The sequence below is a fragment of the Ruegeria sediminis genome, assembly GCF_005938215.1.
In the GTDB taxonomy this organism is placed as follows: domain Bacteria; phylum Pseudomonadota; class Alphaproteobacteria; order Rhodobacterales; family Rhodobacteraceae; genus Ruegeria; species Ruegeria sediminis.
On the sequence record NZ_VCPD01000003.1, the window covers coordinates 230,440 to 252,557 of the forward strand.

Genomic DNA, 22,118 nt, shown 5'->3' on the forward strand with positions numbered 1-22,118 from the left:
TCTTCCGCCCTATGATGTGAAACACTGCGCGACTTCCGGTTTTTTTGCAATAATCAATGGTTTCCGGAAAGATCCTTATGTGGACAATTGGCAACAACCAAAAACGACAGGGCCACGCAAAACGCGTGGCCCTGCTGGCGTAACTTTCTGAAAACCCGTCAGTTTGTACAAGGGATCGGAATGATCGCCACCTCGGCTCCCCGGCGGGTGCGGATCGTGCAAACTTTCTCCTGCTCGGCCACGGGCGCCGCTTCTATTTCGCCCAATCCAAGCAGTTTGCGCTGGTTGACTTCGATGGCGGAGACGACGGTGTCGTCCTGTGCGCCGACCAGGGCGAGGGACAGTGTCCCGGTGTTCTGGGCCTGCGCCAGGGCGGCAATCTGCTCCGGGCTTGCAGCAACCGTCACCGTCCGTGCGATGGTTGCACCGGTCAGGTCGCTGCCAGCGATTTGGTCCACCGCGATCAGTTCGATGTTGGATTCGATCAGACGGGTAATTTCCCCGCGGGCGCCTTCGATCGCGTCGCCGATGCCTCCGGTCCAATAGACGTCAACGAGATCGCCGGGGCGCAGGAAGCCGGAAACGCCGGATGCGACATCGACGCGAATCGCGAATGCGCGCATTCCGCGTTCAAGTTGCGACGTCAGACCTGCCGGTTCTCCGGGTAAAGTGACCTTGACCGCCATGATCGCCTCGTCCTTTTCCATGGCGCGCAGGATGAAGCGATTGTCTTCTTTGTCTTGCGGGAACAGGTCGGATTCGGCCAGGAACGTGCCTTCGGGAATGGCATTCTCGGGCCATTTGACCAAACGCACGTCTTCCTGATCAAGCCGCTCGCCATAACGCAAGGCCCGATTTGAGACATAAACTTCCTTGGTGGGAACGATCAAATCGCGTGCCTGCCGCTCGCGGGCCAGTTCCGCTTGGTACTCTGCGATGTAGTTCCGCGCCATCATCACGGCGCCGCCCGCCAGCGCGACCCCCACAAGCAATACAAGTCCAAAGACCGCCCGCATTTCAGTACCTCATGTTCACTTTGGTCGGTGATGTGTATTCAGCCGAAACAATTCCAGTTGCCAGCCAAGAGTAAATGGAAATTGTGTCCAAATCAGGGACAAATTCGGTAAAAGTCCTAATTGCCTGTATGCGGATTGCTGTCCGCCAGGATGGTCTCGATCAATTCGAGTTCAAATTGGTGCTGACCGATGTGCCCGAGATGGAATTGCTGACTGATGTCGCCACATTTCCTGTTGGCCCGTTGATTGCGTGGTATGTTATTCCGGCAAGACCGACAACGGCGGCTGTCAGAACAACCCAGTCCACGGTCACCGCACCGGATTCATCGTCGAGAAAGTTTCTTTGGCAGTCACGCATCGTGCCACCTCCTGTTAAACTTGGAACAAACGGAGGGCCGCATCTTCTATCCAAAGACGCGGCCCCACCAGATTACGCAGCTTTAAGTTTGCTTTCAGCCGTCGTATTACGGGCTCGGTGCGGGTGTCGTGCCGCCGCCAAGGCCGGTCGAAACGGTCGTGCCCGACAGCGCGGACGAGACGTTGCCCGAGATGGCGCTGGTGCCGGTCGAGATCTGGTTGTAGGCAACAGCTGCCAGGGCAACCACGGCTGCGGTCAGAACGACCCAGTCAACCGTAACGGCGCCGCTTTCGTCTTTGCGGAAACGCTTGAAAATCTTCATCATGATATGTCCCTCCTAAGGATCCAGAATGCAGTCTACCCCGGCGTCGTTCAGAACCATCTCTCACTTCGGTTCTTGCCGTCGCGGTATGGGAGTATGATTGCCTGCCGCCCGTGGCAGGATTTGGGCCAAAACACGAATTTTTCTTCTCCTGCTTAACTTCTCGGAAAGAAATTAGGTAAGGTATTGAAATAGAATGATAAAAAGTTTGCGATTTGATGCCTTTCTGTCTGCGGGCGATGCAATTCGGTATCAAATGCGGCAAAACTGCCCCAATTCTCAGTGTTTTTCTGGTGTTGCGGGGCGAAATCCCGGACAAATCCCTACAAAACACAATGATGAGGCGAGCAGATGAACCTCCGGAGCGCATTGCTATGTGCCGGCGCGCTGGCGTTTCTGGTAACTGGGCAAGGTCCGGCCCATGCGGTGGAGCCTACATCGGGCGGGGGCTACAAGAGGATCAAGGCGCCGCAGCCCGGTTCGCGTCCGAAAGTGACGGTGCAGATCACTCCGGACGAACATGCGGCAAGGCCGTTCGCGCCAAGCACCGGGACCAAGATCGAACGTCCCGAGGTCGCCGTCCTCCCCGCAATAAAAGCGCAACCTGACGGGTCCATCGCGCGCCCGTCAACGCAGGCAGGCCGCTACGGCGATTTCTGGACCAAGGTCTCCCCGGAACTCGCACAGGCCGGCGCCGGGCGGTTGGATGAGGCGATACGAGCACTGACCAGCACCGGCGTCGCCGCGCCGCGTTTGCAGCGGCTGCAGGAAATCGCCAGGGAGCGCGGGATCGACATTCTCCGTTCGACGATCGGGACAAGCGTTTCGCCTGCGCTGGTCCTGGCGGTGATCTCCGTCGAATCCTCGGGACGGCCCGAGGCGGTCAGCAAGGCGGGCGCCCAAGGGCTGATGCAGTTGATGCCGGCAACCGCCAAGCGCTTTGGCGTCAAGGACAGCCTGTCACCGGGGCAGAACATCGCGGGCGGGGTCAAGTATCTGGACTGGCTGATGAAGGAATTCGACCGCGACCCGATCCTCGTGCTTGCCGGGTACAACGCGGGCGAGGGGGCCGTGCGGCAGCACAGGGGCGTGCCGCCCTATGCCGAAACGCGCGACTACGTGCCAAAGGTCCTTGCCGCCTTCCAGGTTGCGCGGGCCCTGTGCGCCACGCCGCCCGAACTGATCTCGGACGGCTGCGTGTTCCAGACCATGCAATGAAAAGGCCCGCCGTTTCGGGGCGGGCCGGTTCAGCGGTTTTTGACCAACTCAGTTGACGATGGTCGCCTCGGTCGCGGCGCGCAATTCGTCCTCGGTGACGCCGTCGGCCAGTTCGACGATCGCCAGCCCGCCTTCGACCACGTCGAGAACACCCAGGTTCGTAATGATGCGGTCGACAACGCCCTTGCCGGTCAGCGGCAGGGTGCATTCCTTGAGTACCTTGGACTCGCCGTGCTTGTTGGTGTGATCCATCACGACAACCACACGGCCGACGCCGGCCACCAGGTCCATGGCGCCGCCCATCCCCTTTACCAGCTTGCCGGGGATCATCCAGTTCGCAAGGTCGCCATTCTCGGCCACTTCCATCGCGCCCAGGATCGCCGCCGCGATCTTGCCGCCTCGGATCATGGCGAAGGATGTTGCGCTGTCGAAATAGGCCGTCCGGGCCAGTTCGGTGATCGTCTGCTTGCCGGCATTGATCAGGTCGGGGTCTTCTTCTCCCTCAAAAGGAAAGGGGCCCATGCCGAGCATGCCATTCTCGGATTGCAGGGTGATGTCCTTGTCGCCCACATAGTTCGCCACCAGCGTCGGGATACCGATGCCTAGGTTCACGTACATGCCGTCTTCAAGCTCATCCGCCGCGCGCGCGGCCATCTGATTGCGGTCCCAGGGCATGGATTAAGCCTCCTCACGTTTGCGGGTGGTGCGCTGTTCGATACGCTTTTCGTGCGCGCCCTGAATGATGCGGTGCACGTAGATGCCGGGCAGGTGGATGCAGTCGGGATCCAGCGAACCGCGCGGCACGATTTCCTCGACTTCGGCCACGCAGATCTTGCCGCAGGTCGCAGCGGGCACGTTGAAGTTGCGCGCAGTCTTGCGGAAGATCAGGTTGCCGGTGTCGTCGGCCTTCCAGGCCTTGACGATGGCCAGATCGGCGAAGATGCCCTTTTCAAGGATATAGGTCTCGCCGTCGAAATCCTTGTGCTCCTTACCCTCGGCGATCACGGTACCAACGCCGGTCTTGGTGTAGAACCCGGGGATGCCGGCGCCGCCGGCGCGCATGCGCTCGGCCAGGGTGCCTTGCGGGTTGAATTCCAGCTCCAGTTCGCCGCTCAGGTACTGGCGCATGAATTCGGCGTTCTCGCCCACGTAAGAGCTGATCATCTTCTTGACCTGCCGGGTCTGCAGCAGGATGCCGATGCCGAAATCGTCGACACCGGCGTTGTTCGAAGCAAAGGTCAGATCCTTGGTGCCCGCTTCCTTGATCGCTTGCAGCAGCAGTTCGGGAATGCCGCACAGGCCGAAGCCGCCGGCCGCGATGAACATGCCGTCGAACAACAGCCCGTCGAGCGCCTCGGCGGCATTGCCATAGACTTTTTTCATTGAAAACTCCCCCAATGACTTGGTGATTGCGCTGGTTGTGCCGTCACGTCACGGTGAAGTCAATGTAACCCTTGGCGGGCAAGTATTTCTACGGTTAGGAGCGGCTTGCCGCCGCTCCGCCCGATTTCAGACCGGAAGAGCGTCGGCGCTGTACTGGGCCGCAAACTCGGCGCTCGGCGGGATCGGGGTGATCACGTCGATCAGGACGCCGTTGGGATCCTTCGTGATGAAATGGCGCTGTCCGAAATCTTCGTCGCAGAGAGGTTTGAGGATCGGCAGCCCAGCCGCTTTCAGTCGATGATATTCCGCGGCGGCATCGGCCACTTCGAAATTCAGGATGATGCCCCGAGCCGCGCCGCGCGCCTCGGCCGGTATGGTTTCGTGTTCTGCCGCCAATATCGCTAGGTTCACCGCAGGATCACTTTCGGATTGGAGGTGAACGTACCAGTCGGCTGCAAATGCAGGCCGGAACCCGAAGTTCGCCTGATAGAAGGCGGCAGTGCCCGAAACATCGGCGGTTTGAATGACTGGGTAATATTGCGTCGGTCGCATCTTGCACTTCCTCCGAGTAACATACAGGATGAATGTATGTATCAATAAACATGCAGGTTGTATGTATGCAAGGAAAAAATACACCCGTACCCAATGCCGACCGAAGTGCGGCCATGCGGTCCCGCCTGATCGCCTGCGCGCGCAAGCTGTTCGTCGCGAACGGCTATGCCGAGACATCGACGCCCGAGATCGTTCGCGAGGCCAAGGTGACGCGCGGTGCGCTGTATCATCATTTCAAGGACAAGCAGGACCTGTTCTGTGCGGTGGTCACGGCCGAGGCCGAGGCTCTGGCGAAGTCCGTAGAGAAAGAAGCGCTGGCTGCCGGTCAGGACGCGATGTCGGCTGGCAGCCTGGCCTTCTTCCAAGCCATGTCCAAGCCGGGCCGCGCGCGGCTGCTGCTGATTGACGGTCCCGCGGTTCTGGGAACGCAGGAAATGGCGCGGATCGATGCAGGCGGCGGTCGTCGCACCCTGCGCGACGGTTTGTCGAGCGCCGCTTCGGGGTTGGAACCGGCCGAACTTGACGCATTGGCCGACGCGTTGTCGGCGGCCTACGACCGCGCGGCACTTGCCATCGCCGAAGGCCACGATCCGGATCCCTATGTCCGGGCCATGTCGCGGCTGATCGGATCGCTGAAGTCGGGCTAGCCGCTTTTCGACGCTGCCTTTTTCTTGGCGGGGGCCTTTTTCTTGCCGCCTTTCTTGGCCGCTTTCTCGGCAATCAGCTCAACCGCCATCTCCATGGTGACGTCTGCGGGTTCGACCCCTTTGGGCAGGGTGGCGTTGATCTTTTCCCACTTCACGTAAGGCCCATAGCGCCCGTCCATGACGTTGACCGCGCCGCCATCGGGATGCTCGCCCAGCTCCTTCAGCGGTTTCGCCGTGCTTCCGCGTCCGCCGCGGCCGGCGGCCTTTTGGGCCAGCACTTCGACGGCCCGGTTCATTCCGATCGTGAAGACTTCGTCCACGTCCTTGAGATTGGCATAGAGCTTGCCGTGCTTCACGAAGGGACCGTACCTGCCAATGTCGGCTTCGATCATTTCGCCGTCGTCGGGATGAGGGCCAACCTCTCGCGGCAGGTTGAGCAGCATCAGCGCCTTGTCGAGGTCCATGTCCTCGGCCGACCAGCCGCGCGGAAGGCTAGCGCGGGGCGGCTTCTTGTTGTCCTCGGTCGCCTCGCCACGCTGGACGTATGGGCCGAACCGTCCCTTCTTCAGGCTGATCTCTTCACCTTTGTCCTCGCCCAAAACCCTGTCGCCGGCGTCGTCGGGATCGCCGCTCAGCGGGCGAGTGTACCGGCATTCAGGATAGTTGCCGCATCCGACGAAACCACCGGTGCGCGAGGTTTTCAGGTGCAACCGTCCGACCCCGCATTTCGGGCAGATGCGCGGGTCCGAGCCATCCTCGCGCGGGGGGTAAAGCTGCGGCGCCAGGGCCTCGTCCAGCTTTTCCAGCACCTCCGAGATCCTCAATTCGGATGTTTCGGAGATGGCCGCCGAAAAGTCGCGCCAGAACCGGCCCAGCAGGTCCTTGTAATCGCGGTCGCCGGCGCTGACGTCGTCCAGCTGCTCTTCCAGGTTGGCGGTGAATTCGTACCCCACGTACTGGCGGAAAAAATTCAGCAGAAAGATGGTGACGATCCGGCCTTTCTCTTCGGGAATCAGGCGGTTTTTGTCCTTGCGCACATAGCCGCGATCCTGGATCGTGGTCACGATCGAGGCATAGGTCGATGGCCGGCCGATCCCCAGTTCTTCCATCCGCTTGACCAGCGTCGCCTCGGTATAGCGCGGCGGCGGCTGGGTATGGTGTTGGAGCGCCAGAACCGCCTCGTTCTCCGAAAGGACCGCGCCGCTGTCATTTGCCTTGGCCTTGTCGGCTTGCTCCTTGAGCGATTCCTTGGCGAAGACCGCCTTGTCGCCAGCCATGATCTGCGGCAGGCGCTTTTCATCCTCGTCGGCCACGTCATCGCGGCCTTCTTCGTAGACGCGCATGAACCCGTCGAACAGGACGACTTGCCCGGTGGCCCGCAGCCCGACCTGGTTGTCCGCGCTGCCGATTTCGACAGTGGTCCGCTCCAGCCGGGCGGCCGCCATCTGACAGGCGATGGTGCGTTTCCAGATCAGATCGTAAAGCTTGCGCTGGTCGTCATCGGTGAGTTTCAGTTTGGCGGCATCGCGCGTCATGTCCGTCGGCCGGATGCATTCATGTGCTTCTTGCGCGTTCTTTGCCTTGTTCTTGTACATGCGCGGGCTGTCGGGGACGTATTCCGCGCCAAAGCGGTCCTTGATGGCGTCGCGGGTCGCCATGACCGCTTCTGGCGCCATGTCGATGCCGTCGGTTCGCATGTAAGTGATATGCCCGGCCTCGTAGAGCCGCTGGGCGGCGCTCATGGTCTGGCGCGCGCCCATGCCGAATTTCCGGCTCGCTTCCTGCTGAAGTGTCGAGGTCATGAAGGGCGCACTCGGGTTGCGCGCGGCGGGTTTCGCCTCGACTGCGGTCACGGTCAGGGCGCGGCTGATGACGGCCTGCATCGCCAGTTCCGCCTGGGTAGCGTTGGCGATGTCGTGCTTGTCGAGCTTCTTGCCCGCCAGTGTGGTCAGGCGCGCCTCGTAGGTCTGCCCGCGCGGAGTTTCGAACAGCGCCTTGACCGACCAGTATTCGACCGGCTTGAAGGCCTCGATCTCCATTTCCCGCTCGACGATGAGGCGCAGGCAAACCGACTGCACCCGGCCGGCCGATTTCGCGCCCGGCAGTTTGCGCCACAGGACTGGGCTCAGGTTGAAGCCCACAAGATAGTCCAATGCGCGGCGCGCCAGATAGGCTTCGACCAGCGGCATGTCCACCTGGCGCGGCTTCTTCATCGCCTCGGTGACGGCGTCCTTGGTGATCGCGTTGAAGGTGACCCGGCTGACTTCAGTGTCCTTCTTGATCGAGCGCCGTTTGGTCAGCGCCTCCTGCAGGTGCCAGCTTATCGCCTCGCCCTCGCGGTCGGGGTCGGTGGCGAGGATCAGGGCGTTGTCGTCCTTGAGCGCATCGGCGATCGCTTTGACGTGTTTGCGGCTATCGGCGGCCACTTCCCAGGTCATGGAGAAATCGTGGTCCGGATCAACCGATCCGTCCTTGGCAGGCAGGTCCCGGACGTGGCCATACGACGCCAGAACGGTGTAGTCGGAACCAAGGTACTTGTTGATCGTTTTTGCCTTGGCAGGGGATTCTACAACGACTACAGGCATTTAGTGAAAAACCTCGTGCAACGGATTTGGCGCTTTCTATGGCCGTGCAACATGTGGAGCACAAGGGTGGATTGTCAATCCGTTGTATTTCACGCCCAAAGCAGTGCCGGAAACAGGGCCAAGTCCGTTCCGTTCTCGGCGTGGAGGAGCAGGTCGCGCGGCGGTCGGAGTGGCGACAACAGCGACCGATTTCGCAACTCTTGCCGGTACCGTGACCGCGCCGTGACCATGCTCGGATCCGTCTTCACCCCGCCCGCGACAGCAATCCGCCGGCCTGCCGGTGTATCTTGCCGTCAAGCTCCAGATCCACCAGAGCGGGCCCGATCTCTCCGGCGCTGGCGGACAGGTCGCGGATCAGCTGGTCTTCCGCCAGGGGCGAGGGGCCAAGACGATCAAGGATTTTCATGTGCAGCGTGCCGTGTTCCGTCCGGATTTGGTTCTCTGGAGGTTTCGATTGCGGCTCTGTTTTTACGTCCGTCGCCGAATTGCGGGGCGCTTCCGCGTTTTGCATCGGCAATGCGTCGATAACGTCCTGCGCATTGCGCACCAGGTGCGCGCCGTCGCGTATCAGCAGATTGCACCCTGCCGCGCGGGCGTCGAACGGGTGCCCCGGAACGGCCAGAACCTCGCGCCCCTGGTCCAACGCGTCACGCGCGGTGATGAGGCTTCCGGATCGCGCCGCGGCTTCAACCACCACCACCGCCTGCGCAAGCCCCGAGATGATGCGGTTCCGGCGCGGAAAATGGCGGGCCTGCGGGACAGTCTTCAGCGGTTGCTCGGACAACCGCAGACCCTGCTTTTCGATCCTTGCAGCCAGTTCTGTGTTCTCGGCGGGATACACGGTGTCCACACCGCCGGCCAGAACCGCGACGGTTCCGGTTTGCAGCGTAGCCTGATGAGCCGCGGTGTCTATTCCACGGGCCAGACCCGACACCACCACATATCCGAGCGCACCCAGATCATGCGCCAAAGCCCGCGCCATGCGCGCGCCAAGCGATGAGCAATTGCGCGCGCCCACGAGGGCGACCATCGGGCGGGCGAGCAGGGCGGGATCGCCCATCGCCCACAATGCAGGCGGCGCGTCCTGAAGATCCAATAGCGAGCGCGGGTATTCCTTGTCGCCAAGGCACAAGAGCCGTGCGCGCACGGCTCTTGCGGCCTTGAACTCTGCCTCGACGACGCCGGGCGGGCACGTTTCATAGCCTTCGATCCCGGCAGCACGCGCCATTTCCGGCAGCGCGGCCAGCGCGTTCTGCGCTGAGCCATGCTCTTGCAGCAGGCGCCGGAACGTTGCGGGGCCAACCTTGCGCGAGCGCAACAGACGGAGCCACGAAAACCGGTCTTCTTCCGTGGTGGGTGGGAGTGTGGGGTGATTGGAAGAAAGTCGTTCCTCGGTCATCCGTCGCTCCGCCTGATTGCACGTCCGGTTTACGCAAGGCAGGGTTAACAGCGCGTGAATCGCTGAAAATTTGGCGCAGATTCCTTGGAAACTGGTCGGCATGCGTCAAAAGACTTTGAAATGCTTTAGAAATTTTCCGTCGCGGGCCCGCGGAAGCCGAACTGATACAAGCCCATGGCGCAGGAATCAGCGCCATGACCGGGTTTGCCCGGCCCTTGGTGACCGGGCGCCAAAGGTGGCGACTCAAGCAGCCGAGCCTCCGACCGTCAGCCCGTCCATCAGCACAGTCGGTTGCCCGACGCCGACGGGAACCCACTGCCCGTTCTTGCCGCAATTGCCCATTCCGGGATCCAGCGCCATGTCGTTGCCCAGGCCGCGAATCCGCATCAACGCCGAAGGGCCGTCGCCGATCAGCGTGGCCCCCTTGACCGGCGCGCCGATCTTGCCGTTCTGAACCCGGTAGGCTTCGGTGCAGGAAAAGACGAATTTCCCGTTGGTGATGTCCACCTGCCCGCCGCCGAAACCGACGGCCCAGATGCCGTCCTTGATCTCGGCCACCAACTCGGCCGGATCTGCGTCGCCGCCCAGCATCACCGTGTTGGTCATGCGCGGCATGGGTTTGTGCGCAAAGCTCTGGCGGCGTCCGTTGCCAGTTGAAACGGTACCCATCAGGCGGGCATTCTGGCGGTCCTGCATGAAGCCGGTCAGGATGCCGTCCTCGATCAGGACGGTGCGTGAACTCGGAGTACCCTCGTCGTCCACGGTGATCGAGCCGCGCCGATCCGGGAGAGTGCCGTCGTCCAGCACCGTCACCCCCCTGGATGCGATCCTCTGTCCCATCAAGCCCGCGAAGGCCGAGCTTTTCTTGCGGTTGAAATCGCCCTCCAGCCCATGGCCGATCGCTTCGTGCAGCAGGATGCCGGGCCAGCCGGGGCCGAGCGCGACCTCCATGACGCCTGCCGGGGCCGGCACCGCCTCGAGGTTCACCAGAGCGATGCGTAGTGCTTCCTTTGCCTTTGCTTGCCAGTCCGCCGGATCGATCAGGCCATCCAGCCCGACGCGCCCTCCGCCGCCCGCCGTTCCGCTTTCGCGGCGGCCATTTTGTTCGACGATGACCGAGACGTTCAGGCGTGTCATCGGACGCACGTCGCGGACAAGGACCCCGTCGGGGCGCAGGATTTCCACTTCCTGCAGCGATGCGGCCAGCGTCGCGCTGACCTGCACGACGCGCGGGTCCAGGTCGCGGGCGAAGGCGTCGATTTCGCGCAAGGTTTCGATCTTTACCGGAAAGGCGGCGGACTCGATCGGATCATCGTCGCCGTAGAGTCGTGTGTTGGTCGCCCGCGGCGCCTCGGCCAGCGTGCCGCCGCCATCCCCAACCGCCAAACGCGCGGTTTCCGACGCGCGCTTCAGCGCCGGGACAGAAACTTCGGTCGAATGTGCGTATCCCGCCACCTCGCCCTGCACGGCGCGCAGTCCGAACCCCTCGGACGCGTCGTAGGACGCGCTGCGCAGGCGTCCGTCGTCAAACACCAGCGCTTCGGACTTCCGCCGTTCGACGAACAGTTCGCCATCCTCGGCCCCGGCGGTCGCCTTTTGCAGAACGGCAAGGGCCTCGTCGCGCGGCAGCGCGGCTTCGAAGGGGCGAAACGGGTCTTGGGGCATGGGGCGGGACCTTTCCGATTTGATCCAGATCAAAAATAGCGTCCGTTTGACGCAAGCATTTTGCTTTATCTAGTCTCCGGAATATGGTTTTTAACGCAGCCAAAGACAACGGGAGGGGTGTGACCTGATTCACGGCCCCCTTCAGGGACGCAAAGATCAAACGATCAGGACAGAAAATGAAGAATGCTTTGACGCTTTCGGGGCTTTTTGCAGCCCTTTCAAGCCTTCCCGCCATGGCTCAGGAACTGGAATCCATTGGCAAGCCCGTCGACCGGGGCGTGGGCTTCCAACCTGCGGCGACGGAACTTGCCCGCGACCTGCAATCGCTGGACTACATGATTTTGGTCATCATCACGGCAGTCTGTGTGCTGGTCGGCGCTCTTCTGCTGTACTGCATCGTACGCTTCAACCAGCGCGCCAACCCGAACCCTGCCAAGTTCTCGCACTATACGCCCGTCGAGATCGCATGGACCATCGGTCCGATCCTGATTCTCGTCTTCATCGGCGCGTTCTCGCTGCCCGTCCTGTTCAAGCAGCAGGAGATTCCCGAAGGTGACATCACCATCAAGGTGATCGGCTACCAGTGGTATTGGGGCTATGAATACATCGACGAAGGCTTCGGCTTTGAAAGCTTCAAGCTCGAAAAGGACCAACTGGCCGAGTACGGCTATTCCGAGGATGAGTATCTTCTGGCCACCGACACTGCGGTCGTCGTGCCTGTCAACAAGATCGTCGTGATGCAGGTGACCGGCGCGGACGTGATCCATGCCTGGACCATCCCGGCCTTCGGCGTGAAGCAGGACGCGGTTCCGGGCCGCCTGGCCGAACTGTGGTTCAAGGCCGAGAAGGAAGGCATCTATTTCGGCCAGTGCTCCGAGCTTTGCGGCAAGGATCACGCCTACATGCCGATCACCGTGAAAGTGGTCAGCGAAGAGGCTTATGCCGAGTGGCTGGCGAGCGCCAAGGAAGAGTATGCGGGCATTCCGCAAACCTTCGAGGTCGCATCGAAGTGACGAGCCCGGCGGCAGGGTGACATCATCCTGCTGCGAACTATCGTGATGTAGGGTGCGTGGGGTCCACGCGCCTTTCACGCCAAGGAACCAAAGATGAGCGACGCAAGCATCAACGCCAGTACAGTCCGCGAGGACGAGGCCAGCTTTGGCGATTATTTCGCCCTGCTGAAGCCGCGCGTGATGTCGCTTGTCGTGTTCACGGCTCTGGTCGGTCTGCTGGCAGCCCCGGTCCCCGTTCACCCCGTGATCGGCTTCTGCGCCATCCTTTTCATCGCCATCGGAGGCGGCGCCTCGGGGGCGCTGAACATGTGGTGGGACGCCGACATCGACCGGGTCATGAAACGCACCAAGGGCCGTCCGATTCCGACCGGCAAGATCCAGGAAGGCGAGGCGATGGCCTTTGGCCTCGCACTGTCGGGCCTGTCCGTGATCATGTTGGGACTGGCCACGAACGTCTTCGCCGGAGCGTTCCTTGCCTTCACGATCTTCTTCTACGTGGTCGTCTACACCATGTGGCTGAAGCGCTCGACGCCGCAGAACATCGTGATCGGCGGTGCCGCCGGGGCGTTCCCGCCGGTCATCGGCTGGATCGCGGCGACCGGATCCATGTCTGTGGAACCCTGGCTGATGTTCGCGCTGACTTTCATGTGGACGCCGCCGCATTTCTGGGCGCTGGCTTTGTTCATGCGGTCCGACTATGACGACGCGGGCGTGCCCATGCTGACTGTGACGCATGGACGCCGCGCCACCCGTGTTCACATTCTCGTCTACACCGCGTTGCTTGCGCTCCTGGCCGTCGGCACCGCCTTCTCGGACATCGGCGGTCCGGTCTACCTGACCGTTGCCCTGATCATGAACTTCCTGTTCCTGCGCGGCGCATGGAAGATCTCGCGCCGCAACGAAGACGCTTCGGAGGCCGACAATTTCAGGGTCGAGCGGAATTTCTTCAAACTCTCTCTGCTCTACCTCTTCCTGCATTTCGGCGCGATCCTGGCCGAAGCCCTGCTGAAGCCCTATGGGCTGGGAGGCTGGGGATGAGCCTGCGCAAGACGCACGAGTTGCACCAGCGCCGGTTCGGGCGCAACATCGGAGTTGCGCTGACGCTGGCGGCTTTCATCGTCATCATCTTCGGCCTGACGGTGGTCAAGGTCACCCGGGGCGATTTCGAGCCGCCGCGCGGAGAGGTGCAGAACTGATGGCGCTCGGTGGCCCGCAGAAAACCGTCTTGCAACTGGTTGGCGTCGTCGTCGTGATGGGTGCGCTGGCCTGGGCGGCGGTGCCGTTCTACGACTGGTTCTGCCGCGTCACCGGGTTCGGCGGCACCACCGGTGTCGCGCAGCAGGAATCCGATACCGTTCTGGACAAGACCATCACGGTGCGTTTCGACGCCTCGAAAGAGCGTGGCATGCCTTGGGAGTTCATCCCGGTCGAGCGCGAAATGGAAATCCGCATCGGCGAAACCGGACTTGCCTTCTACGAGGCCTACAACCCGACCGACAAACCTGTGGCAGGGCAGGCGTCCTACAACGTGACGCCCTATGCGGCCGGCGGCTATTTCGCCAAGATCGCCTGCTTCTGCTTCGAAGAACAGGTGTTGGAGCCGGGCGAGCGGGTGCAGATGCCCGTAACCTTCTTTGTTGATCCCGAAATCGTCGAGGACCCCGAAGCGAAGTATGTGCATACGATAACCCTGTCGTATACATTCTACGAAATCGACCTGCCCGAGGGCCAAGCCGCCCTTGATCCGCAGGCGGAAACAAAAACGAATTAATGCCTGTAGGTGAGGGACGCTGATGGCACACGCAAAAAACCATGACTACCACATTCTGAGCCCGTCGATCTGGCCGCTGATCGGTGCGATCGGCGGCTTTGTGATGCTGTTCGGAGCCGTTCTGTGGATGCACGGCATAACTCCGTTCATGTTCTGGGCCGGACTGGTGGCGGTTCTCTACACCATGTTCGCCTGGTGGTCCGATGTGGTGGCCGAAAGCCGCGTCGGCGATCACACGCCCGTCGTGCGGATCGGCCTGCGCTATGGCTTCATCCTGTTCATCATGTCCGAGGTGATGTTCTTCTTTGCCTGGTTCTGGTCCTTCTTCAAGCATCGCATGTACCCGATGCAGGACTACCCCGGCACCGAATACATCGCGCCGGAAATCCATGCGGTCGACCCGTTCCACCTGCCGCTGATCAACACGCTGGTCCTGCTGCTGTCGGGCTGCGCAGTCACCTGGGCACACCACGCGCTGGTGCACGAGAATAACCGCAAGGCGCTGGTGAACGGTCTGGCAATCGGGATCGTTCTGGGGATCGCCTTCACCGGCCTGCAGGCGTTCGAGTATTTCGAGCTTCTGGCACATGAGGGCTGGGAATTCGGCGGCGACCAGTTCTATTCGAACTTCTTCATGGCCACTGGTTTCCACGGCGCGCATGTGATCATCGGAACGATCTTCCTGACGGTCTGCCTGCTGCGCGCGCTGCGGGGCGATTTCACCCCCGACAAACACATCGGGTTCGAGGCGGCCGCCTGGTACTGGCACTTCGTCGACGTCGTGTGGCTGTTCCTGTTCTTCGCCGTCTACATTTGGGGACAGTGGCCGCTTTACCACTGACCATGCAAGATCCCGGATCGGGCGGGCGGAAACGTCGGCCCAACAGGATCAGGAAAAGCCGCCGCTTGGCGGCTTTTTCGTTGGCGGTGAGGCGGCGACATTGCAACCCATACAATTGCGCGGTTGCAATACATGCCGATCCGACCATAACAAGGCACCGGTTCGCGGAGCGCCGCGTTTGAGAATTTCTGGACCTGACATGCGCCGTATTCTGTTTCTGCTGATCTTCGGTCTGGCCGGGCTGGCGGTGCTGCTGGCGCTGGGAACCTGGCAGGTCCGGCGCCTGGCTTGGAAAGAGGCGCTGCTGTCCGAGATTGACGCCCGCATCTCGGGCGACCCCGTCAATCTTCCGGAAAACCCCCGTCCCGAGGCAGACAGATACCTGCCCGTCACCGTCCAGGGCGAGATTCTTGCCGGCGAGGTTCGCGTGCTGGTCTCGGTCAAGCAGGTCGGGCCCGGATACAGGATCATCGCACCGTTCAGAACCGGAGACCGAACCCTCCTCGTGGATCGCGGCTTCATCCCGACCGAGGCAAAACGGGCCGAGCGGCAGATCGGTCAGATGGAGGTCACAGGCAACCTTCACTGGCCGGACGAGATCGACAGCTATACGCCCGACGCCGACCTGGCAGAAAACATCTGGTTCGCCCGGGACGTCACCGCGCTGGCGCAGGAACTTGGGACCGAGCCCGTGTTGCTGATCGCGCGCAGCCGGACCGATCCGAACGTGACGCCGCTGCCGGTGGACACCGTCGGAATTCCCAACGATCACCTGCAATATGCGATCACCTGGTTCGGGCTCGCCCTCGTCTGGGCCGCCATGACCGCCTATTTCCTGTGGCGCAGCCGCGCCCCACCAGAAGGCAGAACGACATGAAATACATCTCGACCCGCGGGCAGGCGCCCGAACTTTCCTTCGAAGAGGCCATGCTGACCGGCCTGGCCCGCGATGGCGGGCTTTATCTGCCTGCGGAAATCCCAGTGTTGTCGAATGACGAGATCGCGGCGCTTGCCGGACTGCCTTACGAGGAAATCGCCTTTCGGGTGATGTGGCCCTTTGTCAGCGGCTCCTTTGCCGAGGACGAATTCAAGGGCATCATCGCGCGCGCCTACGAGGGTTTCGACCACGCCGCCCGTGCTCCGCTGAAGCAGCTCAACGAGAACCACTTCCTGCTGGAGCTTTTCCACGGTCCGACGTTGGCCTTCAAGGATTTCGCCATGCAGCTGATCGGCCAGCTGTTCCAGGTTGCGCTGCAGCGGCGCGGCGACCGGGTGACCATTGTCGGCGCCACCAGCGGCGATACCGGTTCGGCGGCGATCGAGGCCTTCCGGGGACTGGACGCCGTGGACGTGTTCATCCTCTTCCCGCACGGCCGCGTGTCCGAGGTTCAGCGCCGCCAGATGACGACGCCGGCGGATGGCAACGTGCACGCCTTGGCGGTGGATGGGGATTTCGACGATTGCCAGGCGGCCGTGAAGGACATGTTCAACGATTTCGATTTTCGCGACGGCGTCCGGCTTGCGGGTGTCAACTCGATCAACTTTGCCCGCGTACTGGCGCAGGTGGTTTATTACTTCTCGTCGGCCGTCAGCCTCGGCGCACCGCATCGCAAGGTCAGCTTCACGGTGCCGACCGGCAATTTCGGCGACATCTTCGCCGGCTACATAGCCAAACGCATGGGGCTGCCGATCGAACGGCTTGTGGTGGCGACCAACCAGAACGACATCCTGCACCGGTGTCTTTCCGGCGACGGGTACTACAAGGGCGAGACCATCCCTTCGGTCAGCCCGTCGATGGACATTCAGGTCAGTTCAAATTTTGAACGCGCGCTCTACTACGCCTATGGCGAGGAAGGGCGCGCCGTGGCGCAGTTGATGGACGAGCTGAAATCCGGCGGATTCGACGTAAGCCAGGGGGCGATGGAAGCCCTGCGCGAAGTCTTCGACTCGGGCCGCGCGTCCGAAGAGGAAACGCTCGCGACGATCAAATCCACGCTGGCCCGCAGCGCCGAACTGGTTTGCCCGCACACCGCCGTCGGCATCAAGGTGGCCGAGGAACACCGTTCGGCCGAAACCCCCATGATCACGCTTGCCACCGCGCATCCGGCAAAGTTCCCGGCCGCGGTCGAACAGGCGAGCGGCGTGCATCCGCCTCTTCCCCCGCGCATGTCGGACCTGTATGAACGGTCGGAACGGGTGACCCGCATCGCCAACGATCTGGGCGCAATTCAGGAACACATCAAAGGGCATATCTCTGCGTGACTGTAAGACAAGACCAACTGGCCAACGGCTTTCGCATCGTCAGTGAAAACATGCCGGGCCTGCAATCGGCCGCCATCGGCATCTGGGTGACCGCCGGCGGCCGTCATGAGCGTATCGAACAGAACGGGATCGCCCATTTTCTCGAACACATGGCGTTCAAGGGCACCGCGCGTCGCTCGGCCCTGGAGATCGCCGAGGCGATCGAGGACGTGGGCGGCTACATCAACGCCTATACTTCGCGCGAGGTGACCGCCTACTACGCCCGCGTGTTGCAGGACGACGTGGCGCTGGCGCTGGACGTGATCGGCGACATCGTGCTGAACCCGGTTTTCGATCCGCGCGAGATCGAGGTCGAGCGCGGCGTGATCCTGCAGGAGATCGGGCAGGCGCATGACACGCCCGACGACGTGATCTTCGACTGGCTGCAGGAAGAAAGCTATCGCGACCAGCCGTTGGGCCGGACCATCCTGGGGCCGACCGAGCGTGTCAGCGCCTTTTCGCGCGACGACCTGTCGGCTTTCGTGGCCGAACACTACGGACCCGAACAGATGATCCTGTCGGCAGCGGGAGCCGTCGACCACGACATGCTCGTGAAGCTGTCCGAAGAGATGTTCGGGCACCTGAAGCCCCGCAAGGGGCTGATCGCGGAGCCCGCCCGCTTTACCGGCGGTGAAGCGCGGCACGAGAAGGCGCTGGAGCAGGCGCATTTCGCGCTGGCCCTGGAAAGCCCCGGTTACCGTGACGACGCGATTTACACGGCGCAGATTTATTCCTCGGCCCTCGGCGGCGGCATGTCCTCGCGCCTGTTCCAGGAAGTGCGCGAAGTGCGCGGCCTCTGCTACACGATCTTCGCGCAGACCGGCGCCTATGCAGATACCGGCACCACGACCATCTACGCGGGAACCTCGGCGGGCCAGGTCGCGGAACTGGCCGGCATAACCATCGACGAGATGAAGCGCGCTGCCGAGGACATGACCCCCGAAGAGGTCGCCCGCGCCCGCGCCCAGATGAAGGCCGGGATGCTGATGGGGCTGGAAAGCCCCTCGAACCGGGCCGAGCGCCTGGCGCGCCTGGTGCAGATCTGGGGCAAGGTGCCCTCGCTCGAGGAGACCATCGCGCGGATCGACGCGGTAACCACGGGCCAGGTGCGCGATTTCGCCGAAGAGATGGCCGTCAAGGCGCCGGCTGCACTGGCGCTCTACGGGCCGGTCTCGACCGCACCGACGCTCGCAGAGTTGCAGGAGAGGCGTGCGGCGTGATGCTTCTGGGCCGGCGTAAGCTGAAACTCGAAACCGAACGGCTTAGCCTGCGCCCGCCCGTCCACTCCGACTTCCAGGACTGGGCGGCGCTGCGGCGCGCGTCCCAGGGTTTCCTGACGCCTTGGGAGCCCAGCTGGGCCAATGACCATCTAAGCCGCAAGGCCTTCACCAACCGGGTCTACTGGGCGCAACGGTCGGTGGCGAACGGTTCGGCCATTCCGCTGTTCCTGTTCCGGCGCGAGGATGACGTGCTGGTCGGCGCGATTACGCTGGACAATATCCGGCGCGGCCCGGCGCAGGCCGGAACGCTTGGATACTGGACCGGCGAATCCTTTGCCCGGCAGGGTTACATGCGCGAGGCGATCGGGGCCTTGGTCCACCATGCCTTCACCCGCCTGGACCTGAGCCGGATCGAGGCCGCCTGCCTGCCCGAGAACCTGGCTTCGCGCGGGCTGCTGGAAAGCTCCGGGTTCAAGTACGAGGGCGTGGCGCAGTCCTACCTGCAGATCAACGGACGCTGGAGGACGCATGTGCTATATGCCAGCTTGCGATCCGACCGCCGCGGCAAGACGGATGTGGGTTAGGTGGCTCCGGCCGGGCCATCAGGGCGCTGCCCCGAACCCCGGGGTATTTCCGGCCAGATGAACAAGGGGACGTGACTTGGCCCGTTGTCGCGCTAAACTCGGGTCATGTGGCGGCTTCTGTTGGCAATGGTACTGGCCTCGAGCGGCGCGGCGGCGCAGGAGCGGCGGCCGAGCCACTGCATCGCCATTGCCGACGCCGCACCGGGGATCGAATATCTTCACAAGGCGGGCTGGCAGGATCCGGTGCCCGAATTCTCGGTGCGGATCAGCTACGTCGCTCATGCCTCGTTTCTGATCCAGACGCGTGGCGGGCTGAACGCAGTCACGGACTTCACCGGTTTCATCGGCAGTGCCGCCCTTATCCCTGACGTGGTGACCATGAACCACGCGCACGAAACCCATTGGACCGCGCATCCCGATCCGGCGATACCGCATGTGCTGCAAGGATGGGGGCCGTTCGGCGAGGGCATAGAGCACCATCTGGATCTCGGAGAGATGCTGATCCGGAACGTGTCCACCGACATCCGTTCGATCTATGGCGGCGTCGAGGCGCGCGGAAACTCCATCTTTGTCTTCGAGGTCGAGGGGCTCTGCATCGGTCACCTGGGGCATCTGCACCATATCCCGAGCGACGAACAGTTCGCGGCGCTGGGCAGGCTGGACGTGGTGATGGCCGCAGTGGATGGCGGCACGACCATGCCGCTGCCGGAGATGATCGCGGTGCTCCAGCGCCTGAAAAGTTCGGTGATCATTCCGATGCACTGGTTCTCGGGCTATTCCCTGCAGCGCTTCCTGTCCGGTGTCCGCAACGATTTCGCAATCCGCCGCGACGGAGTTTCCCACATCGAGGTCTCGCTGCGCAGCCTGCCGGACCGGCCCACGGTGGTCGTGCTGGAGCCGCGTTTTCTCATCGAGCAGGATTAAGGCTTGCCGGGCGCATGCGCTTGGGCAAGGAAGGGACATGGATCTGAACCCCGCCGATGAGAAATTTGCCGCGCGTCTGCTGGAGCGTCTTCCGCAGGACGTTCTGCGCCCGGTCGATGCGCGGTATCTGGAAGAACCCCGTGGCCGGTATTCCGGACAGGCCGGTGTGTTGGCCTTGCCCCGGCGGGTCGAGGAGGTCGCCGTACTGGTTGGCGCCGCTGCCGAGGCAAGGGTGCCGGTGGTGCCCTACGGGGGCGGCACCGGCCTGGTGGGCGGGCAGGTAATGCCGTCAAGTCCAGCGCCTCTGGTGATTTCGCTGGAACGCATGGCCGCGATCCGCAGCGTGCATCCGGCTGAAAACGTGCTGGTGGCCGAAGCCGGCGCCGTTCTGGCGGACGTGCAGGCCGCTGCGCGGGAAGTGAACAGGTTGTTTCCCTTGTCGCTGGCCGCCGAAGGTTCCTGCCGGATCGGCGGCAATCTTTCGACCAACGCCGGTGGCGTCAACGTGCTGCGCTATGGCAATGCACGGGATTTGTGCCTTGGGCTGGAAGCGGTTCTGCCGAACGGAGAGATCTGGCACGGTCTGACCCGGCTGAGGAAGGACAACACCGGCTACGACTTGCGGAACCTGCTGATCGGAGCCGAGGGAACGCTGGGCATCATCACCGCCGCTGCGCTCAAGCTGTATCCGGTGCCCGCGAGGATCGGCACGGCGGTCTTCGTGGTGCCCTCGCCGGAGGCCGCGCTGGACTTGCTGGCATTGACGCGCGACAGGGTCGGAGAGGGTGTCAGCGCCTTTGAGTTGATCCATCGGCAGGGCCTTGAATTCCTGGCCGAGGTGCTGCCGACCGTGCGACAGCCGTTCGCCGAACGGCCCGAGTGGTGCGTTCTGGCCGAGTTGGGGTTGCCTGCCGGCCTTGACCCTATGGCCGTACTCGAGAGCGTGTTCGAGGACGCGGCCGCGAAGGATCTGGTGCGGGACGGGGTGATCGCCCAATCGCAGGCGCAGCGGCAGGAACTCTGGTCGGTCCGCGAACACATTCCTGAAGCAAACCGCCTGATCGGATCGATTTCCAGCCACGACATTTCGGTCCCGATAACCGCCATTCCGGAGTTCATTCGCCGCGGTGCTGAGGCCGTGGCGGCCATCGGGCCGTTCCGCATCAATTGCTTCGGCCATGTCGGAGATGGCAATCTGCACTTCAACGTGTTTCCCGAGAAGGGCGGCAGCCGCGATCGGCACGAAAACCGGCGTGATGCGGTGAAACGCGCCGTGCATGACCTAGTCCATGAACTGGGCGGGTCGGTCAGCGCGGAACACGGCATCGGCAGGATGAAGGTCGAGGATCTGGAACGTTATGGCGACCCGGCCCGGCTGGCTGCCATGCGGGCCATCAAAGCCGCTCTCGATCCGGCGGGGATCATGAATCCGGGCGCGGTGCTGCGCGTTTCTGACACCTGACCAAAACGAAGGGGCAGGCGCGTCACGCGCCTTCGAATTCGCACAGGACATGGACGTCCATGCCCATGTCTTCCAGCACCTTGCGCCCGCCAAGCTCGGGCAGATCGACGATGAAGGCGCAGGAGACGATCTCGCCGCGCAAGCGCTGGATCAGCTTGATGCCCGCCGCCGCAGTTCCGCCGGTGGCGATGAGGTCGTCCACGACCAGTATCTTTTCACCGGGCTGGATGGCGTCGTCGTGGATCTCGACGATCGCCTCGCCGTATTCCAGCTTGTAGTCCTGGCTGATCGTGGTTCCCGGCAGTTTGCCCTTCTTGCGGATCGGCACGAAACCGACACTGAGCTGGTGGGCGATCGCTCCGCCCAGGATGAATCCGCGGGCTTCAAGGCCGACGACCTTGTCGATCCGCTCTCCGGCATAGGGATGCAGCATCTGGTCGATCGCCATGCGGAAACCCCGCGCGTCGGCGAACAAGGTCGTCACATCGCGAAACATTATTCCTTCATGAGGAAAATCGACGATGGTGCGGATATAGTCCCGGACCGTTTTGTTGCTGGGCATGCACACCCCCTGATGTGTCGGATTACCGGTCGGTGTTTGACCCAACGTGGCCCGTCATGCAAGGGGTTGCCTATTTGCGGCGCTTGGCGACCATGTTGGGCAGGCTGAAATAGCTGTACAGCCCATCCGGCAACCACGACAGATGTGGCCTACGCCAGTTGCGCTGGTCCCGTAATAGAATTGCCTGTGCAGCATGAAGATTCATTGCCGTATCCTTCTTGCCGTAGATGAGCATCTAGTATTTACAATCTATATACCATGTATATACAAAGGTGCCGGACTAGTTCAAGCCATG

24 protein-coding genes are annotated in these 22,118 nt (G+C 62.4%); 13 read left to right on the forward strand and 11 right to left on the reverse strand.

Annotated elements, in window-relative coordinates; genetic code table 11:
- Window positions 1–158 precede the first annotated feature (158 nt).
- The 3 genes from cpaB to FGK63_RS09610 form a co-directional block, all read right to left on the reverse strand.
- Window positions 159–1,016: a Flp pilus assembly protein CpaB gene (cpaB, locus tag FGK63_RS09600; RefSeq protein ID WP_138841591.1), complete on the reverse strand. Its 858-nt coding sequence runs from the start codon at window positions 1,014–1,016 to the stop codon at window positions 159–161.
- Window positions 1,017–1,176: 160 nt separating this feature from the next.
- Window positions 1,177–1,374 (reverse strand): hypothetical protein, encoded by a 198-nt coding sequence (locus FGK63_RS09605; protein WP_138841593.1) that lies wholly within the window; start codon window positions 1,372–1,374, stop codon window positions 1,177–1,179.
- A 106-nt stretch (window positions 1,375–1,480) separates the two neighbouring features.
- The gene (locus tag FGK63_RS09610; RefSeq protein ID WP_138841595.1) at window positions 1,481–1,699 is read right to left on the reverse strand and encodes a Flp family type IVb pilin; all 219 of its coding nucleotides are present in this window, start codon (window positions 1,697–1,699) and stop codon (window positions 1,481–1,483) included.
- A gap of 348 nt (window positions 1,700–2,047) precedes the next feature.
- Between FGK63_RS09610 and FGK63_RS09615 the strand changes: the two genes are divergently transcribed.
- Entirely contained in the window at window positions 2,048–2,914 is an 867-nt protein-coding gene (locus FGK63_RS09615) for a lytic transglycosylase domain-containing protein (protein ID WP_138841597.1), read from the forward strand.
- Window positions 2,915–2,962: 48 nt separating this feature from the next.
- Here FGK63_RS09615 and FGK63_RS09620 read toward each other — a convergent pair whose 3' ends face one another.
- The 3 genes from FGK63_RS09620 to FGK63_RS09630 form a co-directional block, all read right to left on the reverse strand.
- Entirely contained in the window at window positions 2,963–3,589 is a 627-nt protein-coding gene (locus FGK63_RS09620) for a 3-oxoacid CoA-transferase subunit B (protein ID WP_138841599.1), read from the reverse strand.
- 3 nt (window positions 3,590–3,592) lie between these two features.
- A complete protein-coding gene (locus FGK63_RS09625) occupies window positions 3,593–4,297 on the reverse strand; it encodes a CoA transferase subunit A (RefSeq protein WP_138841600.1) in 705 nt (234 codons plus the stop codon).
- Between the two features lie 126 nt (window positions 4,298–4,423).
- Window positions 4,424–4,849, reverse strand: coding sequence for a VOC family protein (locus FGK63_RS09630; protein ID WP_138841602.1), 426 nt, complete (start codon window positions 4,847–4,849; stop codon window positions 4,424–4,426).
- Window positions 4,850–4,962: 113 nt separating this feature from the next.
- Between FGK63_RS09630 and FGK63_RS09635 the strand changes: the two genes are divergently transcribed.
- The gene (locus tag FGK63_RS09635) at window positions 4,963–5,496 is read left to right on the forward strand and encodes a TetR/AcrR family transcriptional regulator (protein WP_246043996.1); all 534 of its coding nucleotides are present in this window, start codon (window positions 4,963–4,965) and stop codon (window positions 5,494–5,496) included.
- On the opposite strand, the gene topA is transcribed toward FGK63_RS09635, so the two are convergent.
- The 3 genes from topA to tldD all read right to left on the reverse strand — a co-directional run bounded on the left by topA (window position 5,493) and on the right by tldD (window position 11,145).
- Window positions 5,493–8,081: a type I DNA topoisomerase gene (gene topA / locus FGK63_RS09640; protein ID WP_138841606.1), complete on the reverse strand. Its 2,589-nt coding sequence runs from the start codon at window positions 8,079–8,081 to the stop codon at window positions 5,493–5,495. The genes FGK63_RS09635 and topA overlap by 4 nt on opposite strands.
- 244 nt (window positions 8,082–8,325) lie before the next feature.
- Entirely contained in the window at window positions 8,326–9,480 is a 1,155-nt protein-coding gene (gene dprA / locus FGK63_RS09645) for a DNA-processing protein DprA (RefSeq protein WP_138841608.1), read from the reverse strand.
- Between the two features lie 243 nt (window positions 9,481–9,723).
- Window positions 9,724–11,145 (reverse strand): metalloprotease TldD, encoded by a 1,422-nt coding sequence (gene tldD, locus FGK63_RS09650; RefSeq protein WP_138841610.1) that lies wholly within the window; start codon window positions 11,143–11,145, stop codon window positions 9,724–9,726.
- 176 nt (window positions 11,146–11,321) lie between these two features.
- On the opposite strand from tldD, the gene coxB reads away from it, so the two are divergent.
- The 11 genes from coxB (at window position 11,322) to FGK63_RS09700 (ending at window position 21,261) form a co-directional block, all read left to right on the forward strand.
- On the forward strand, window positions 11,322–12,158 hold the full coding sequence (gene coxB, locus FGK63_RS09655; protein ID WP_138841612.1) for a cytochrome c oxidase subunit II: 837 nt from the start codon (window positions 11,322–11,324) through the stop codon (window positions 12,156–12,158).
- Between the two features lie 93 nt (window positions 12,159–12,251).
- A complete protein-coding gene (gene cyoE, locus FGK63_RS09660; RefSeq protein ID WP_138841614.1) occupies window positions 12,252–13,196 on the forward strand; it encodes a heme o synthase in 945 nt (314 codons plus the stop codon).
- The gene (locus tag FGK63_RS20715; RefSeq protein ID WP_171052613.1) at window positions 13,193–13,354 is read left to right on the forward strand and encodes a hypothetical protein; all 162 of its coding nucleotides are present in this window, start codon (window positions 13,193–13,195) and stop codon (window positions 13,352–13,354) included. The genes cyoE and FGK63_RS20715 overlap by 4 nt, the downstream gene beginning before the upstream one ends.
- Window positions 13,354–13,929 carry a cytochrome c oxidase assembly protein gene (locus tag FGK63_RS09665; protein WP_138841616.1) on the forward strand — a complete coding sequence of 192 codons (576 nt, stop codon included), beginning with the start codon at window positions 13,354–13,356 and terminating at the stop codon, window positions 13,927–13,929. Before FGK63_RS20715 ends, FGK63_RS09665 begins: the two co-directional genes overlap by 1 nt.
- Window positions 13,930–13,951: 22 nt before the next feature.
- Window positions 13,952–14,770 (forward strand): cytochrome c oxidase subunit 3, encoded by an 819-nt coding sequence (locus FGK63_RS09670; protein WP_138841617.1) that lies wholly within the window; start codon window positions 13,952–13,954, stop codon window positions 14,768–14,770.
- 199 nt (window positions 14,771–14,969) lie between these two features.
- A complete protein-coding gene (locus tag FGK63_RS09675; RefSeq protein WP_138841619.1) occupies window positions 14,970–15,647 on the forward strand; it encodes an SURF1 family protein in 678 nt (225 codons plus the stop codon).
- A complete protein-coding gene (gene thrC, locus FGK63_RS09680) occupies window positions 15,644–17,032 on the forward strand; it encodes a threonine synthase (RefSeq protein WP_138841620.1) in 1,389 nt (462 codons plus the stop codon). The genes FGK63_RS09675 and thrC overlap by 4 nt, the downstream gene beginning before the upstream one ends.
- Window positions 17,029–18,291: a M16 family metallopeptidase gene (locus FGK63_RS09685; protein ID WP_138841622.1), complete on the forward strand. Its 1,263-nt coding sequence runs from the start codon at window positions 17,029–17,031 to the stop codon at window positions 18,289–18,291. Before thrC ends, FGK63_RS09685 begins: the two co-directional genes overlap by 4 nt.
- Window positions 18,291–18,875, forward strand: coding sequence for a GNAT family N-acetyltransferase (locus tag FGK63_RS09690; RefSeq protein WP_138842304.1), 585 nt, complete (start codon window positions 18,291–18,293; stop codon window positions 18,873–18,875). Before FGK63_RS09685 ends, FGK63_RS09690 begins: the two co-directional genes overlap by 1 nt.
- A gap of 105 nt (window positions 18,876–18,980) precedes the next feature.
- Window positions 18,981–19,799: an MBL fold metallo-hydrolase gene (locus FGK63_RS09695; protein WP_138841624.1), complete on the forward strand. Its 819-nt coding sequence runs from the start codon at window positions 18,981–18,983 to the stop codon at window positions 19,797–19,799.
- Between the two features lie 37 nt (window positions 19,800–19,836).
- On the forward strand, window positions 19,837–21,261 hold the full coding sequence (locus tag FGK63_RS09700) for an FAD-binding oxidoreductase (protein WP_138841626.1): 1,425 nt from the start codon (window positions 19,837–19,839) through the stop codon (window positions 21,259–21,261).
- A gap of 22 nt (window positions 21,262–21,283) precedes the next feature.
- On the opposite strand, the gene FGK63_RS09705 is transcribed toward FGK63_RS09700, so the two are convergent.
- The gene (locus FGK63_RS09705) at window positions 21,284–21,823 is read right to left on the reverse strand and encodes an adenine phosphoribosyltransferase (RefSeq protein WP_138841628.1); all 540 of its coding nucleotides are present in this window, start codon (window positions 21,821–21,823) and stop codon (window positions 21,284–21,286) included.
- A 70-nt stretch (window positions 21,824–21,893) separates the two neighbouring features.
- A complete protein-coding gene (locus tag FGK63_RS20965) occupies window positions 21,894–22,058 on the reverse strand; it encodes a hypothetical protein (RefSeq protein WP_218961127.1) in 165 nt (54 codons plus the stop codon).
- Between the last annotated feature and the right edge of the window lie 60 nt (window positions 22,059–22,118).

Excerpts from the sequence above, each read along its gene's own strand:
- FGK63_RS20965 (WP_218961127.1), bottom strand. The coding sequence starts at position 22,058 with ATGCTCATCTACGGCAAGAAGGATACGGCAATGAATCTTCATGCTGCA.
- FGK63_RS09670 (WP_138841617.1), top strand. The coding sequence starts at position 13,952 with ATGGCACACGCAAAAAACCATGACTACCACATTCTGAGCCCGTCGATC.
- FGK63_RS09635 (WP_246043996.1), top strand. The coding sequence starts at position 4,963 with ATGCGGTCCCGCCTGATCGCCTGCGCGCGCAAGCTGTTCGTCGCGAAC.
- dprA (WP_138841608.1), bottom strand. The coding sequence starts at position 9,480 with ATGACCGAGGAACGACTTTCTTCCAATCACCCCACACTCCCACCCACC.
- tldD (WP_138841610.1), bottom strand. The coding sequence starts at position 11,145 with ATGCCCCAAGACCCGTTTCGCCCCTTCGAAGCCGCGCTGCCGCGCGAC.
- topA (WP_138841606.1), bottom strand. The coding sequence starts at position 8,081 with ATGCCTGTAGTCGTTGTAGAATCCCCTGCCAAGGCAAAAACGATCAAC.
- FGK63_RS09610 (WP_138841595.1), bottom strand. The coding sequence starts at position 1,699 with ATGATGAAGATTTTCAAGCGTTTCCGCAAAGACGAAAGCGGCGCCGTT.
- FGK63_RS09605 (WP_138841593.1), bottom strand. The coding sequence starts at position 1,374 with ATGCGTGACTGCCAAAGAAACTTTCTCGACGATGAATCCGGTGCGGTG.
- FGK63_RS09630 (WP_138841602.1), bottom strand. The coding sequence starts at position 4,849 with ATGCGACCGACGCAATATTACCCAGTCATTCAAACCGCCGATGTTTCG.
- thrC (WP_138841620.1), top strand. The coding sequence starts at position 15,644 with ATGAAATACATCTCGACCCGCGGGCAGGCGCCCGAACTTTCCTTCGAA.
- FGK63_RS09665 (WP_138841616.1), top strand. The coding sequence starts at position 13,354 with ATGGCGCTCGGTGGCCCGCAGAAAACCGTCTTGCAACTGGTTGGCGTC.
- FGK63_RS09620 (WP_138841599.1), bottom strand. The coding sequence starts at position 3,589 with ATGCCCTGGGACCGCAATCAGATGGCCGCGCGCGCGGCGGATGAGCTT.
- FGK63_RS09700 (WP_138841626.1), top strand. The coding sequence starts at position 19,837 with ATGGATCTGAACCCCGCCGATGAGAAATTTGCCGCGCGTCTGCTGGAG.
- FGK63_RS09695 (WP_138841624.1), top strand. The coding sequence starts at position 18,981 with ATGTGGCGGCTTCTGTTGGCAATGGTACTGGCCTCGAGCGGCGCGGCG.
- cyoE (WP_138841614.1), top strand. The coding sequence starts at position 12,252 with ATGAGCGACGCAAGCATCAACGCCAGTACAGTCCGCGAGGACGAGGCC.
- FGK63_RS09615 (WP_138841597.1), top strand. The coding sequence starts at position 2,048 with ATGAACCTCCGGAGCGCATTGCTATGTGCCGGCGCGCTGGCGTTTCTG.
- cpaB (WP_138841591.1), bottom strand. The coding sequence starts at position 1,016 with ATGCGGGCGGTCTTTGGACTTGTATTGCTTGTGGGGGTCGCGCTGGCG.
- FGK63_RS09625 (WP_138841600.1), bottom strand. The coding sequence starts at position 4,297 with ATGAAAAAAGTCTATGGCAATGCCGCCGAGGCGCTCGACGGGCTGTTG.
- FGK63_RS09690 (WP_138842304.1), top strand. The coding sequence starts at position 18,291 with ATGCTTCTGGGCCGGCGTAAGCTGAAACTCGAAACCGAACGGCTTAGC.
- FGK63_RS09705 (WP_138841628.1), bottom strand. The coding sequence starts at position 21,823 with ATGCCCAGCAACAAAACGGTCCGGGACTATATCCGCACCATCGTCGAT.
- FGK63_RS09675 (WP_138841619.1), top strand. The coding sequence starts at position 14,970 with ATGCGCCGTATTCTGTTTCTGCTGATCTTCGGTCTGGCCGGGCTGGCG.
- FGK63_RS20715 (WP_171052613.1), top strand. The coding sequence starts at position 13,193 with ATGAGCCTGCGCAAGACGCACGAGTTGCACCAGCGCCGGTTCGGGCGC.
- coxB (WP_138841612.1), top strand. The coding sequence starts at position 11,322 with ATGAAGAATGCTTTGACGCTTTCGGGGCTTTTTGCAGCCCTTTCAAGC.